Genomic DNA, 13,300 nt, shown 5'->3' on the forward strand with positions numbered 1-13,300 from the left:
ATAGTTTCGCGTCTGTGCCGAGGGATTTCGGAATTCGTTTCGCGGGGTCTCGTTCGTGCATTATTGGATATACCGGGGGTCGTCGTCGACTGCGCCGCTATCGCGTGATTCACGCTTCTGTTTGTTTCTCGAGTCCGTCCGGTCACGGAGCGTGTCGAACCGCTGGTTGCGACTCTCGCTCGATCTGTCCGAGGACGACCGAACCGAATCGCTTCCAGACGCGCTGGTGTTGGTCTCGGCTTCAGCGGTATGTTCACGGGCGAACGTGCCGCGAAGTCGAGAGCCGGTCGTGTTGAGTCGAGAGCCTGCGGCGTGGGCTCGTGAATTACCGGAATTGAACACCGCTTGCCCGTCGGCGTTCACTGCCTGTTGCCCGCGGACACCGCGAACGAAATTCCGCCCGCCGTGACTTGCGATCTGTCCCTTCTCTTGAGCTCCAGCGATTCGACCGTGAGCGCGACGCCTCGAACTGTGATGCGAGGCGCTCTGGGCCATGAAGAATATCGACCCCGCCTGCCAGAACAGGATGAACGGGGAAACGACTGCGACGATCGGGATAATGAGCGCAACGAGCCAGGCGCCGAGGCCTTCCACGGTGAACCCGAAACTGTTCCCCAGAATCTCGCCGAGACGGAATAGCAACGCGACAGGGACCGTCATGAACAAGAAGGGCACGTAGAACCCAGCGAGTCGCTTCATGAACTCCGAAACGAGACGGAATGGTCCGACACCGGGGATCCAGAAGGCGATCAAGATCGGGACCAGTAGCGTAAACAGATACAGTACGACTTCTCTGACGAAATATATGAGAAGCACGAGTCCCAGAAGGAAGAGATCGACCGATAACGCCGCAATCGCCGTGACACTACCGACCGCTCCAAACGAGAGCGTCTCGAAGAGTGTGATCTCGGAAAGGTCCGGGGCGAGGAAGAGCGTAAGTTCGTGAATGAACTGACGCGCAAGCGCGTCCATCCACCACCACGCCAGAATTCCGAGTAGCCCGGCAAACGCCCGGCGTTTGAGTTTCGCCCGGTGATAGCTGCTGAAGAGATAACTCGTCGACTCCAGGAAGATGACGATCCCGGCTGCCAACGCCCACAACAGGAGTGAGAGTGGGACGATCACATCCCAGAAGTAGGTGTAGATTCCCGGCCAAGAGTTGTTCGTCGGCTCTGTAAATACCGCGTTCGGGTGAGGCGTGCCAATAATGACCGTGAGAACATCGTTCGCGTGATTCTGAATGATCCCCTCGAGCGGACTAAAGAGGACTTTGAGAGACTCTGTGATCGCCCACACGATCACATCACCAAGGGCACCGCCTCCGCCGCCTTCGCCCGCCTGGGCACGGACAGCACCGATGAAATACTGGATACCAACAGCGGAGACGACAATTGGTACGATCCGATCGGATCTACCCATCGGCAGCCTCTATCTCGTCAAGGAGTTCGATCTCGATCTCACTACAGATCTCTTTGGCGTTCTCTGTCGACTGTTCGGTACCGAGTGTAGCCTGGAGTGGGCGCCGAACATCGTCTCCGACCCCGGTTAGAATGACAGCTGAGAACTCTACAGTTCTACCGTCACAATGATCCTGCCCAGGATGGAGCGGTGGCTGGCGGCCCAGTAACGTTCGAGATTCCCCTGGCTCGATAATGAACTCCTGCTCTGTCTCAGGCTGTCGGAAGTTGTGGTGGGGGGTTGTCTGTACGTATTCGGTGGATGGGAAGATCGTAGCCGAACTATTCGGTGCATCTTCATAGCCGAGGAAGTACATCCAGGTCGGTCCAGTCCCCAGATTCTTCGCAGTGACCAAGAGGTTCCCTCGGTTGGACAGTGTTTCACGTCCTCCCATGTAGGGTTCTACGTCGGTTATTTCGAGCTTTGGAGCCAGTTCCAAGGGTATCGAAGCGAGTTCTTCGTCCGCTGCAATTGCGACCAGTACGTGTTCACCCGGAGTGTAATGGCTCATGACCCGATGCTGGAAGAGCGAAAATCGGACTGTAGTCGCTCCTGCCGCCACGCCTGTTGAGAGGAAGCCGCTCCCATCTGGTGCTATCAGATTGACCTTGTCTACCTCGTTATCCTCCTGAAGATCAACCACCAGATCCGACCCGGAGATCGAGGTCTCTTCGAAGACCGGATTCGAGGGGGTGCTGGTACCAGCTGACCCAGCGCCAGCGCAGCCTGCGAGCCCGGCCGCGCTCACTACGAGCCCGCCTTTCAGGAATCGTCGTCGAGAGGTCCACTCTCGCTTCATAGGCCCCTCCACGGGGGCCAGATAGCCATCCCTGTGACTCGGTCGATGAGGAAGACGGCCAGCAAGAACAGTCCGACCGGAACGCCAGCCCGGTACAGCGAGCCGAGGATCGATAGCGTCGTTCCGTCAACGGACACTGCATCCGAATCGCCGACGTATGCCGTCGTGGACAGCCACCACTCGCCGGGCTCGTATCGCGCACCGATCGCCCCGCTCGGCCGCGAGATCGTCGTCGTGAGCGTTCCGTCGCGACCGGTCTGGACTTCCTTCCCCGCGAGTACGATTCTCCCTTCACGGTCTGCCGTCTCGATCGGCGTATCAGTCTCCACATCCCGAAGGGACACACGGACACTCGCCGTCGTCGCTGTCGTGTTCAGAACCGACAGCGAGAGATTGCTCCGGTGGATCGCGACCTCCTCGAACAGTCGCGGGTCCGCACTCGTCTCGACACCACGCACGAGCCCGTGAGCGGTCACGTCCGAGATATCTTGGGCGGGCGTGTCTATCCGCGTCGCGATGCTGAAACTCTCCGTGTACGGTTCTTCGAGTACGTCCAGATCGACCGCACCGGGGAGCGTTGGCGGCTGGCGCTGTCCGCCGTTGACCATCAGCAACTCGACTTTCTCGGCCGGTGATACCGTCGGCCCCGTTTTGATAGGGTAAGCAAAGACCCGTAGGGGATGGACGGGGGAGTGACTCCGAGACGAACCCGAGGCACTCGCGCTGACGAGCGTATCCCACGTGGGATCGCGTGCCGAGTAGAACCGCCAGACGCCCCGAACGTCTCCCGTGGGCAGCGAGTATCCTAACCACGGATCGCTTTTGATGACGACCGTCCCGAGGTCGCCATCGGGATAGCGGGCGTGAAAGCCCATGATGTCCAGATAGTACTCTGTAACCGAGATCGAATCCCGGACGGTTACTTCCGATGTCTGGTTCTCGAACGAGGTGATCCAGTACGAACACTCGTCGTCCGGTGGGGTCGGGACACACCGTTCGTGTAACCGACCGACTGTCACGGTAATGGTCGATTCGACCGTCAGCGTGTGGTCGATGCCCACGTTGTCGCCGAAGTCGTATTCGAACCGTGGCCGTCGATTCCCATCGTTGCGGGCTTCTTCTTCGCCGTCGACGAGCAACCGCGTCTCGGTCACGTCGTGACCGGTGAGGTTCCAGTAGGTTCGTTCGGTTTCGGTCACCGAATCTTCGGGAATGCGAACGCGGTAGTCGGAGACCGCCAGAAGGCTCCCAGTCGGTGCGACGTAGCGGGGTTGGTCGTCGGGTGAGAGCTTAGCCCGGGTAGACGGTTGGGCAGTGAATATCTCGATGTAGGCGTCCCGGACGTATCGCCGGTCAGTCAACGAGACACCCGGTGGGTGAACCGACGTGTCTCGATCGAAACTCGGGAAGTCGCCCACGTTCTCTCGATTCCACTGCTCGACACCGCGCGGTGGAGAGTCGAACGGGATATCGGTCGTCAAAGCCAGCGCGTCTCGGCCCGTCGTTTCGTCGTCGATCAGCGCGTCGAGTGCTACTGGGTCGGAGATATCCTCGTCACGCGACCAGAGGGCGGGATCGCTGGACCCGTGCGCGCCCCCGTTCGCGTGGCCGTACTCGAACACCTGATCGTCAGTCGATCCGGCCAGCGCCTGGGTCGCGGTCGTGCCCACAGCAGTGAGTGCGAGCGCGATGGCGAGCAGACCTCCGAGCGAGTGGTTCAGAAGCTGCAACTGGAGCCACCTGCGACGACACTCGTCAGGAGGAACTGCAAGATCACAGTACCGAGCGGGGCGACGATGACGCCCCAGATGATCGCCTGATTGCGCATCGATTTCAACTCCTTCTTCGAGTCGACCGTCCGGATCGCCGTGAGCGCGATCGTCGTCCCGAGAGCGATGACACCGCCGATGAGCGGGCCACCGAACTGGATGAGACTGAACATATTCCGGATGGTCGTGGCCATCTCCGTCTCACAGAAGGCTTCTCCCGTGGTCTGGGCACTCACGGGGTCGATCGCGAACACTCCTAGCGTCGCGATCAACAGGCCCACGGTCGGACCTATCTCTCGTAGCGAACGAGTGAATCGATACGTCGGTTCGTCTGCACCGTCGAGATCGTCAGCGTCGTCCATGTGTTTATAGTTGTCACTCGATACATCGATGCTCTCAGGAGAGCGACGATGGGCGAACGACAGTATCTCAAACCGCTTGCGTTCGAGATAAATATCTTCCTAGATGTGGTTGAAATTAGTCGATTCGCCAATTAATACGGAGTAACTGGAGATATATACCAAATAACTACAGATGGAGACGAATAGTTACCACCTACTCGGGAAGGGGTTTCTTGCCGGTTCGAACGCATTCCCAGCAGGGGAAGTCGTCGAGACACTCGCTGCACTCTTCATCGGAAACTGGTCCATTCTCACTCGGATCGGCTGGGGTATCGATCCGACCACCGTCTGGAGCGACTACTTTGGGGTCCACTTTGGTCGCGATCGCATCGACGAGCGGTCGCCGAATCGCCACCGCGACGCGGTGCTTGCACGCGCCCTCGTAGTGTTCGTCGGCGGGGCAGGTACACGAGGCCGGGACCCCATCGTCGCTGCGGACGAGGTATTCGTGTTCGCCCGGGTGTTCGTGACTGCCGTTGCGGATCTGGACGCCCTCGGAGACGAGGGTGAATTCGAAGGCCTCGTACTGGGCTCGCTTGGCGATGCGACTCGAAAATTCGAGTTGGTTGAGTGGATGCATACTGGCTTCCAGAGCACCCGACCGAGAGCGCTCCACCTCTGGTGGCGCCGATAAAATTGCCTGTGGGTACCTCTCCCGTTCATCATGTCTTATGTAACAACTGTCCCGAAAGACAGCTGAGTGTTACATAAGAATATTAATTTGAACGCTCCGGCCGGAGCGTGTGGCCTCTGTGAGTAATCGATAGAAGAGTACCGCTATTGTTGGTGACGGTAGATTCTCTCAGCAACCCTTATTGCATATTGCGTGCAATTCGCTACTACGGATGGCCACAAGAGAAGCGAACTGGGACACCCCGCTCGATACTGGCGGGGAGGTGTTCGAACTCCTCGGGAATGCCCGTAAAGCGTGGATCTATACGTATGTCCGCCATCACCCATCGACGACAATTCAAGATATCGTCGCGACACTTGATCTTCCCCAGCGAACAGTCTACGAATACGCCGATGACCTCGCAGCTGCGGGGTTTATCGAGCAGTCGAATGACGGACGGCCGGCAGAGTATACGGCTCACGAGATCGATATCCAGCTGGTAGAAGGCGATGCCAAACGGCGAATCACGCCGGAGTTAGTTGAGGCGATTGCCCGCCGAACACGGGATGACGATATCGATACGTACATCGATCGCTACGGACTGGACGGACTTGCCGTCGCACTCGAATACACTCGTGAATACGTCGAGGGTTCGATCACGCATCAGATTCTGGCTCGTGAGCAAGATATCTCGCCGTTGGAAGCAGGAGTGATTCTGGACGCACTTCGACCCGTCGTTGAGGACTGAGCCTGGATGGACCACAACAACGAGATCGTTTTTGTCGATTCGTCGGTCCTCATCAGCTGCGGCCGGCGTGGCAGCCCTGGATTTCAGGCGCTCGCTCGTGAAGCCCGCCAACGTGATGTAGTCCTCCGTATCTCGCCACAGGTATATGCCGAAGTGACTGGTGACCCATCTCTCGACACGTATGCAATCGTCGACTCTGCGGTCGACAAGGCACTGCAAGAAGGATGGATGAAGGTCACTGAAAGTCCGTCTTATTCGAACTCAGACATCTCAACCGTGATGGATCAGGCGCGGAGCTTCATTGCGAATGCTAGCGATCGATCAGAAGACATCATCGAGAAAGCGGATACAGAGATCGTGGGGCTTGCGCTTGAAATGCTCCTCAATGCCACAGCTGACCGAGTGACAATCGTAACAAACGATATTCCGCTCGGCGAAGCAGCAGAGTCGTTAATTCCGCAGTACGGATTTGATGACGAACAGATCGTCTGGCTCACCGGTAAACAACTTGCTGACGAACTCGCTGCGGATTTCGTTTCTGAGTTCGATTAGCCGCTCTTGATGCTGTGTCGGTTCTTCACTCCGGAAGTGGCTTGTTCCCGGTTCGAACGCACTCCCAGCAGGGGAAGTCGTCGAGACACTCGGAACACGCTTCGTCGGCAGTTCGCTCTTCATTGTTCGAATCGGTGGCCGTCTCGATCCGACCCCCGTCCGGGGCGACTGTCTTGCCAGTCGCTCTGTCTGCGATTGCATCGATGAGTGGTCGTCGGATCGCCACCGCGACGCGGTGCTTGCACGCGCCTTCGTAGTGTTTGTCAGCCGGGCAGGAACACGAAACTGGTACCCCGTCGTCGATACGGACGAGGTATTCGTGCTCGCTCGGGTGTTCGTGACTGCCGTTGCGGACCTGGACGCCTCCGTGGGAGAGCGTGAATTCGAAGGCCTCGTACTGGGCTCGCTTGGCGACGCCACTCGAAAATTCGAGTTGGTTGAGTGGATGCATACTGGCTTCCAGAGCACCCGACCGAGAGCGCTCCACCGCAGGTGGCGCCGATAAAATTGCCTGCGTGCGTCTCATTGTCCACACCTTGCTTGAAGCGTAATATTATGTATATACGAAGGATTATTCCGTCCGAGTGCCGTCACTCTGGTATGGAAGAACCACGTCCCGAACTGAAAGCAGACCCCGACGAACGTCGGGATGCACCGGACTTCGATGAACTCGTACCTCTGGAAGAACTCGTCACCGGTGATCGCACACGCGACGATTTCTTCGACGCCGTTCTCGGTCTAGATAGTCCCACAACAGCTAGTGATGTCGCTGACCTTGCGGGCCACGGAGTAGACGCTGCCCGAGAATATCTGGAGTGGTTTGAGCGTCTTGGAGTCGTCGCGCAGGTTACTGATTCTCCAGCGACGTACGAACGCAATCAGGAGTACCTGAATTGGCGGCGTGTGCAACGTCTTCGAGATCAGTACACCGAGGATGAACTTATCGACCTCCTGGAAAAGACGGCTGAACGTGACGAAGCGTTCGCGGAGGAGTTCGGTGCCGAATTTCCAGATGCGGTAACTATCACTGCACACGCAGCCCACATCGACCGATCTATCGAGGAGGTATGGAGGGACGTGTCTGCGTGGAAGACGGTTCGCCGTCGGATTTCACTCCTTGAACGGGCATTGCAGACTGACTCAAATGACACCGCTGGCCAGCGAACTACCGCATGAGTGGTAGGCGAGACGACATCCCGTCGTCGGGCGACGGGAATGGTGCTCCAATTGATCTGGATCGTCTGGATGCCATCGTGGAACGGCTCGCCACGGATGAGCGCTTCACCGATGTTGAAGTCCAACCGGAATATGCGCCAGACCGACTCATGTGTCGTTACGACCTCGGATTCTATCCGCAGAGTGTCCAGAGCGCTCGTTTCACGATTGCGTGGTTCGAGAACGGCGACTTTTCGTTACACTATCACGAAGAGCATGAAGATGGCACGTTTGATCATCGATGGGATCGCCATCTCTCAACGCACAATTCACGTGACCACATTCACCCGAGTCCGAGTGCATCAACACCTGGCGACGACGCTTCGCACCCAGAAGAGTGGCGTGACGTGATGTCGATGGTTCTCTCCGAAATCGAAGAGCGCCAGCAAGCCTTCTGGACGGAATGAGTGCGCTGAACTTGAGTAATCAGACGCCAAATTTTAGCTGACTACAGGCGGTAAGCCCCCGTCCTCAAGGAACCGCCAACGGCGGTGGGTAGGCAGGGGTAGTTTACATTACTGAAATACTCATCCCTGTCTGAGATGCGACATTCCCTTCGAATCCACCGTCAGAGACTACTCGATCTCGTAGGTGGCGATACCCGTTCGACCACACGTCGGACAGGACGATCCGTCTCGATTGACTGTCTGACCACAGTGGCGACACTCGCGGATGCATCGCCCCTTGCGTCCTGCGACGAGCCGACCGAGCCATGAACGGATCATCGCTCACCCTCCCGCTGACCTTCGATCGTATCACGGTGCGTCCGGACAGTCACCGGACTTACGCTTGCCGCCTCGGCGAGGTCCTGCTGTACGAGTTTGACCTCCTGTTCGCGACAGGCGACTTCCACACAGGCCGCCGCGAACCCTGCAGGGTGGACGCCGATACTCACGCCATCCTCCCACGCCGCCTCGGCGACTTCGACTGCCGACCGCTCGATTTCCGGTGGAACACCAATGGCCGACACCTGCCCGGCGACGAACTCGCGCGGTCGCTGGGGTGGGGCTGGTAGGTCGAGTTCCGCGTTCAGCACTCGATAGGCGTTGGTCACCGCCGACTTCGAACACCGCGCCCCCTCCACTACTTCGCCCAGCGTTCGCACTACGTCCGTACAGCGACAGACCGCATACACGCTCGCGGCCGCGAACCCTTCGATCGACCGGCCGCGTAGCAGGTCCTCGCTCTGGGCCGACCGGAACAACACACTCGCTTGTTCGCGAACACTCCGGTCGAGGTCGAGCGCCGAGACGAGTCGGGCGATCTCCGTACAGCCGTGGCCGAGATTCCGCTCGGCTTTCGAGCGCCACTTCGCCCGCGTGTGTTCGCGCCGCAGCCGACCCAGGTGCGTCCGTCTCTCACTGGAGAGGCGATTCCCCTTCCCGTCGACACGAAATCCGATCTCGGTCGACAGCCCGCGGTCGTGTCTGGCCGCCGTCAACGGCGCGCCGGTCCGCTCACGATCCGGCCCCTCGGGAAAGTCGAGCGGCGCCGCCGCGTGGTCGAGGTGGTACTCGTTGACGATAAGTCCACACTCGGTGCAGCTGATCTCGCCACCTTCAGTTCGGAGATCGCCGTCGCATTCGGGGCACTCCGTCGCCGCGATCGTCTTGCCGGCCGATTCGTCGAAGCCGTCCGTGTAGATATCTCTCGTTGCCATCGTTGTGCAGCGCGAGGCACGTCTACCCCCCGCACCCCTCAGGGGGAGATAAAATCACGTCGCGAAAGCTCACAGGTGGTGACGGTCTGTGCCTACCTGTCGACGAGAGCAGCGGTGCGGACGACGAGTTCGTCGTCTTCGCCGACCCACTCATCGAGTTTCCGTTCGAGGTAGCCGGGTGCCTCCGCGCGGGTCAACACGCCTTGGTCGATCAACTCTCCCGCGATGTCTTTCAGCGCTCGAAACTCACCTTGGGCGAACCCGTCGCCCACAGGTTCGCCGTCGTACCACCGAACCGTCCGTAGCACACCGTTGCCGATCGTGGGCGCCTCGTCGATCAGCGCAGAGTCGTATTGCAGGCCGAACCAGTGCGTCCGATAGGCGGTCACCTCGAAATTCACGTCGACGACGTAGAACGCTTCGTGGTGCAGGAAATCGAGTCGCTCGCTGATGATCGCTTCGAGCGTACACCTGCTGTCCCACGGTTCGATATCCACGGGTTGGTTCGGATATTCTCGTCCATCGAGCAGCGCATCGAGTTCTCTATCCGTCTCGGCTTCGCGCAATCCATCGAACAGTGACTGCAACGCTTCGTCCGGGCTCTCGCGGCCAAAAGGTGTTTCCGCCGTAATGCCCCCGCTGTTCAACTACGCGCCGGACGCCGACGCGCCGGACGCCGACTCTCCTCCGGCTGTCGAACCCTTCGACTGGCGGGCGAAACTCGACGAGGACTGCGTCGTCATCATCGATATGAGCAAACTCCGGGACGAGCCCCAGCGCGTGCTCACGCTCGTGGTCCTCTCGCAGATCTGGACGGCGCTCAACCGCCGTGACCGCGAGCGCCGCAACAGCTACGCGGCCACCGGAGACCCGCCGCTCGTGAACGTCCACCTCGAAGAGGCGGGGAGCGTCGCCGCCTCGGGAATCGTCGCCGACCTCTTGCGCGAGGGGCGTAGTTTCGGCGTCAGCCTCACGCTCTCGCTGCAGTTCCCCGAGCAACTCCGGCGCGCCGACGAGGCGGCCTACGAGGAGGCCATCAACAACATCGGGACGGTCGTCTCGGGACAGGTCGCGGACGACGCCGGCCTCGCGCGCCTCCTCTCGACCGATGACATGCCTCCGGCCGACGCAGCCAATCGTCTCCGCGGGCTGGCCTCCGGTGAGTGGATAGCCACGCTCCCGTCGCCGTTCGGTGGCGAGCCACCGCGCCCGTTCTTACTCGAATCGCTCCCGCTGCCACCCGGCCATCCCCAGGGGGATAACCCACTTTCACCGGCACAGCGGGCGACCTTCGAGGCCGCCTGCACCCAGCGCGCCGACCGCTCGCGTCGCCACGCAGTCTCTGTCACGCAGTCAGCGGTGACCGCACGTCCCTCCTCGGGCGAGCACGACGGTCGCACTGACCCTGACTCACCCGAACCGCTCGCGACCGAGCACACGACGCTCGATACCACGCTCCCGTTCACACGCCGTCTGCCGGCCGCTGTCGAGTTTCATCCGCCATCGCAGTCAATCACCTGCGCGGCCTGCGGAACGCGCTACGGGCGCCGTCTGGTCCCGCTGCTCGATGCGATCGAGTGTCACGGTTCGCTTGAGGAGGTCGACCGGGCGAACGTCCCGACGGTCGACGCCGGCGTGACGCGCTCGCCGGCCGAGCGCTCGACGTACGACTACTCCGACGCCCAGTTCCTTTTTCTCCAGCTCGTCTACAACGCCCACCAGCAGGGCTACGACACCCGTTGGGAGTACGATATCGTCTACGACGGCATGGAGCGACTCCGGGCCTATGCCGGCCTCTCCGACGAAGAATTCGACGAACTCGTCGTCGACGGCCTCATCTCGTGTGACGGTCGCCATCCCCACACGCTCTACACGGTGACACCCGAGGGCCGCGAACTCATCGGCGCCGCCCATAGGGAGGGCCACGCCCACGGCGACGGCGTCGGCGACCTCAGCGAATCCAGCCTGCACGTCATGATGGTCGAGACGATGCGCCGCGGATTCACCACCCGCTTCGTCGACGACCCCGACCACCCCGCGGCGAGCGTCGAGACGTACTATCCGGTCGAGGATGGCCGTCTCGACGTTGCGGTGCTCGACGCCGACGGCGATTACCATGGCCGGTCGCGGCCGTGCGATTTCGGTCCTATCTTGTATTCTGAGGTGATATTCGAGCCAACAGTGTTATCGGTCCGACTAGGGGAGTGGAGACAATGACTCCATCGTCGCCGAATCCGATACGGATACTCCACGTCGACGACGAACCGGACTTCGCGGAGATGGCTGCCGATTTTCTCGAAGGCGAGAACGAGCGGTTCGATATCGAAACTGCGACGACCGCCGCGGACGCCCTTGCAACACTCGACGAGCGGTCCGTCGACTGTATCGTCTCGGACTACGAGATGCCGGGGATGCACGGGATCGAGTTCCTCGAACGCGTCCGTGCCGACCACCCCGATCTGCCGTTCATTCTCTACACCGGGAAAGGCAGCGAGGAAGTCGCCAGCGACGCGATCTCCGCGGGGGTCACCGACTACCTCCAGAAGGAGACCGGGACCGACCAGTACACGATCCTCGCAAACCGGATCGCCAATGCCGTCGAGCGCGCTCGCGCGGAACAGTCCCAGCAACGCCACCTCAGCGCCATCGAAACCGCCCAGGAGGGGATCAGCATCCTCGACGGCGGCGAGTTCGTCTACGTCAATGAAGCGTATGCCGACCTCTACGGCTACGATCGCGAGGAGTTGCTCGGCGAACACTGGGGCCTGCTCTACCCCGACGACGACATCGAAACACTCCGCGAGGATATTCTCCCGAGAGTCGAGGCCAACGGGCACTGGCAGGGCGAGACGATCGGGCTCCGCGCGGACGGCACCACCTTCGTCGAGAATCACAGACTAGCCACGACCGAACACGGCGAGCTCGTCTGTACCGTGTTGGACGCTCAGTCCCAGTACCGACAGAAACAGGCGATCCGCGAGCTGCACAACACCGCTCGTGCATTGATCGAGGCCAGCACGGCCGAGGAAGTGGCCAACATCGCCGTCGACGCGGTCCGAGATATCCTCGACATCCCGGGCAACGGTCTGCACCTCTACGACGAGGCGGCCAACGGGCTCGACCCGGTCGCCTGGACCGACCGGACGGAGACGCTCGTCGGGACCCCGCCGACGATCGGCCCCGGAGAGGGGCTCGCCTGGAAGGCCTACGAACGCGGCGACCCGCACGTCTACGACGATGTGTCGACGAACTCCGACCGCTTCAGCGAAGATACGCCCGTCCGGAGCCAGATCCTGTTGCCGCTTGATGACCACGGCGTCCATCTCCTCGGCGCCACCGAACCCGACGCGTTCGACGAACTCGACGTCTCGCTCGCGAAGACGGTCGCCACGCACACGACGGCCGCGCTCGACCGCGTCGCCCGGGAGGAGGAACTCGCCCGCCAGAACGAGCGACTCTCGACGTTCGCGAGCATCGTCAGTCACGACCTCCGGAATCCACTCAACGTCGCGATCACCCGACTGGAACTCGCCCGGGAGGAGTGTGACTGTCGGTATCACGAGGATATCGACCGGGCGCTCGACCGGACGGCGTCGCTGCTCGACGACCTGCACGCGTACGCGGAGGCCGGGTCGGCGACGCTCGACCCGGAGCTGGTCGATCTCGCCGGGCTCTGCGAGACGAGCTGGCGCCACGTCGACACGGGCGAGGCGACGCTCGTGACCGAGACCGACCAGCGCGTCCGCGCCGACCCGAGCCGACTGCAAGAACTCCTCGGAAACCTCGTCCGGAACGCCGTCACCCACGGTGGCGACGGCGTGACCGTCACCGTCGGCGACCTCCCGACCGGCTTCTACGTCGCCGACGACGGCCCGGGGATCCCGGACGACGACCGCGAGACGGTGTTCGAACGCGGCTACTCGACGACCGAGGACGGCACCGGCTTCGGCCTCGCGATCGTCGCGGAACTCGTCACGGCCCACGACTGGGAGATCCGGGCGACCGAGAGCGATGCGGGCGGGGCCCGCTTCGAGATCACGGGCGTCGATACGTCCGCTGCCAGCGATTGCTGAGCGCTCGCCCTC

14 protein-coding genes are annotated in these 13,300 nt (G+C 61.0%); 6 read left to right on the forward strand and 8 right to left on the reverse strand.

Annotated features, from left to right (window positions below; translation table 11 throughout):
- Positions 1–60 precede the first annotated feature (60 nt).
- From HZS55_RS06400 to HZS55_RS06420, 5 genes are all read right to left on the reverse strand, one after another.
- Positions 61–1,419: a hypothetical protein gene (locus tag HZS55_RS06400; protein ID WP_246308368.1), complete on the reverse strand. Its 1,359-nt coding sequence runs from the start codon at positions 1,417–1,419 to the stop codon at positions 61–63.
- Complete coding sequence (locus HZS55_RS06405) at positions 1,412–2,257, reverse strand: hypothetical protein (RefSeq protein ID WP_179910881.1); 846 nt, start codon at positions 2,255–2,257, stop codon at positions 1,412–1,414. Before HZS55_RS06405 ends, HZS55_RS06400 begins: the two co-directional genes overlap by 8 nt.
- The gene (locus HZS55_RS06410) at positions 2,254–3,879 is read right to left on the reverse strand and encodes a hypothetical protein (RefSeq protein WP_179910882.1); all 1,626 of its coding nucleotides are present in this window, start codon (positions 3,877–3,879) and stop codon (positions 2,254–2,256) included. Before HZS55_RS06410 ends, HZS55_RS06405 begins: the two co-directional genes overlap by 4 nt.
- Before the next feature lie 95 nt (positions 3,880–3,974).
- Positions 3,975–4,388 carry a hypothetical protein gene (locus HZS55_RS06415; RefSeq protein ID WP_179910883.1) on the reverse strand — a complete coding sequence of 138 codons (414 nt, stop codon included), beginning with the start codon at positions 4,386–4,388 and terminating at the stop codon, positions 3,975–3,977.
- 193 nt (positions 4,389–4,581) lie between these two features.
- The gene (locus tag HZS55_RS06420; protein WP_179910884.1) at positions 4,582–5,007 is read right to left on the reverse strand and encodes an SWIM zinc finger family protein; all 426 of its coding nucleotides are present in this window, start codon (positions 5,005–5,007) and stop codon (positions 4,582–4,584) included.
- A gap of 265 nt (positions 5,008–5,272) precedes the next feature.
- On the opposite strand from HZS55_RS06420, the gene HZS55_RS06425 reads away from it, so the two are divergent.
- Both HZS55_RS06425 and HZS55_RS22580 read left to right on the forward strand, forming a co-directional pair.
- Positions 5,273–5,788: a DUF7437 domain-containing protein gene (locus HZS55_RS06425; protein ID WP_179910885.1), complete on the forward strand. Its 516-nt coding sequence runs from the start codon at positions 5,273–5,275 to the stop codon at positions 5,786–5,788.
- A gap of 6 nt (positions 5,789–5,794) precedes the next feature.
- The gene (locus HZS55_RS22580) at positions 5,795–6,340 is read left to right on the forward strand and encodes a hypothetical protein (RefSeq protein ID WP_179910886.1); all 546 of its coding nucleotides are present in this window, start codon (positions 5,795–5,797) and stop codon (positions 6,338–6,340) included.
- A gap of 25 nt (positions 6,341–6,365) precedes the next feature.
- On the opposite strand, the gene HZS55_RS06435 is transcribed toward HZS55_RS22580, so the two are convergent.
- A complete protein-coding gene (locus HZS55_RS06435) occupies positions 6,366–6,791 on the reverse strand; it encodes an SWIM zinc finger family protein (protein WP_179911807.1) in 426 nt (141 codons plus the stop codon).
- 149 nt (positions 6,792–6,940) lie between these two features.
- Between HZS55_RS06435 and HZS55_RS06440 the strand changes: the two genes are divergently transcribed.
- Both HZS55_RS06440 and HZS55_RS06445 read left to right on the forward strand, forming a co-directional pair.
- Positions 6,941–7,516 (forward strand): DUF7342 family protein, encoded by a 576-nt coding sequence (locus tag HZS55_RS06440; RefSeq protein ID WP_179910887.1) that lies wholly within the window; start codon positions 6,941–6,943, stop codon positions 7,514–7,516.
- A complete protein-coding gene (locus HZS55_RS06445) occupies positions 7,513–7,962 on the forward strand; it encodes an immunoglobulin domain-containing family protein (protein ID WP_179910888.1) in 450 nt (149 codons plus the stop codon). Before HZS55_RS06440 ends, HZS55_RS06445 begins: the two co-directional genes overlap by 4 nt.
- Before the next feature lie 314 nt (positions 7,963–8,276).
- Here HZS55_RS06445 and HZS55_RS06450 read toward each other — a convergent pair whose 3' ends face one another.
- Positions 8,277–9,215, reverse strand: a complete 939-nt coding sequence (locus HZS55_RS06450; protein WP_179910889.1) for a transcription initiation factor IIB — start codon at positions 9,213–9,215, stop codon at positions 8,277–8,279.
- Between the two features lie 92 nt (positions 9,216–9,307).
- Positions 9,308–9,862 (reverse strand): DUF6735 family protein, encoded by a 555-nt coding sequence (locus tag HZS55_RS06455; RefSeq protein WP_179910890.1) that lies wholly within the window; start codon positions 9,860–9,862, stop codon positions 9,308–9,310.
- On the opposite strand from HZS55_RS06455, the gene HZS55_RS06460 reads away from it, so the two are divergent.
- Positions 9,846–11,432, forward strand: coding sequence for a hypothetical protein (locus tag HZS55_RS06460; protein ID WP_179910891.1), 1,587 nt, complete (start codon positions 9,846–9,848; stop codon positions 11,430–11,432). The genes HZS55_RS06455 and HZS55_RS06460 overlap by 17 nt on opposite strands.
- Entirely contained in the window at positions 11,429–13,288 is a 1,860-nt protein-coding gene (locus HZS55_RS06465; RefSeq protein ID WP_179910892.1) for a hybrid sensor histidine kinase/response regulator, read from the forward strand. The genes HZS55_RS06460 and HZS55_RS06465 overlap by 4 nt, the downstream gene beginning before the upstream one ends.
- The last annotated feature ends 12 nt before the right edge of the window (positions 13,289–13,300 follow it).

The sequence above is a fragment of the Halosimplex rubrum genome (assembly GCF_013415885.1).
GTDB classification, from domain to species: Archaea; Halobacteriota; Halobacteria; order Halobacteriales; family Haloarculaceae; genus Halosimplex; species Halosimplex rubrum.

Bases quoted from the DNA above. Each gene is read 5' to 3' on its own strand.
- HZS55_RS06425 (WP_179910885.1), top strand. From the start codon at position 5,273: ATGGCCACAAGAGAAGCGAACTGGGACACCCCGCTCGATACTGGCGGG.
- HZS55_RS06445 (WP_179910888.1), top strand. From the start codon at position 7,513: ATGAGTGGTAGGCGAGACGACATCCCGTCGTCGGGCGACGGGAATGGT.
- HZS55_RS06435 (WP_179911807.1), bottom strand. From the start codon at position 6,791: ATGCATCCACTCAACCAACTCGAATTTTCGAGTGGCGTCGCCAAGCGA.
- HZS55_RS06440 (WP_179910887.1), top strand. From the start codon at position 6,941: ATGGAAGAACCACGTCCCGAACTGAAAGCAGACCCCGACGAACGTCGG.
- HZS55_RS06400 (WP_246308368.1), bottom strand. From the start codon at position 1,419: ATGGGTAGATCCGATCGGATCGTACCAATTGTCGTCTCCGCTGTTGGT.
- HZS55_RS06465 (WP_179910892.1), top strand. From the start codon at position 11,429: ATGACTCCATCGTCGCCGAATCCGATACGGATACTCCACGTCGACGAC.
- HZS55_RS06405 (WP_179910881.1), bottom strand. From the start codon at position 2,257: ATGAAGCGAGAGTGGACCTCTCGACGACGATTCCTGAAAGGCGGGCTC.
- HZS55_RS06415 (WP_179910883.1), bottom strand. From the start codon at position 4,388: ATGGACGACGCTGACGATCTCGACGGTGCAGACGAACCGACGTATCGA.
- HZS55_RS22580 (WP_179910886.1), top strand. From the start codon at position 5,795: ATGGACCACAACAACGAGATCGTTTTTGTCGATTCGTCGGTCCTCATC.
- HZS55_RS06450 (WP_179910889.1), bottom strand. From the start codon at position 9,215: ATGGCAACGAGAGATATCTACACGGACGGCTTCGACGAATCGGCCGGC.
- HZS55_RS06460 (WP_179910891.1), top strand. From the start codon at position 9,846: ATGCCCCCGCTGTTCAACTACGCGCCGGACGCCGACGCGCCGGACGCC.
- HZS55_RS06420 (WP_179910884.1), bottom strand. From the start codon at position 5,007: ATGCATCCACTCAACCAACTCGAATTTTCGAGTCGCATCGCCAAGCGA.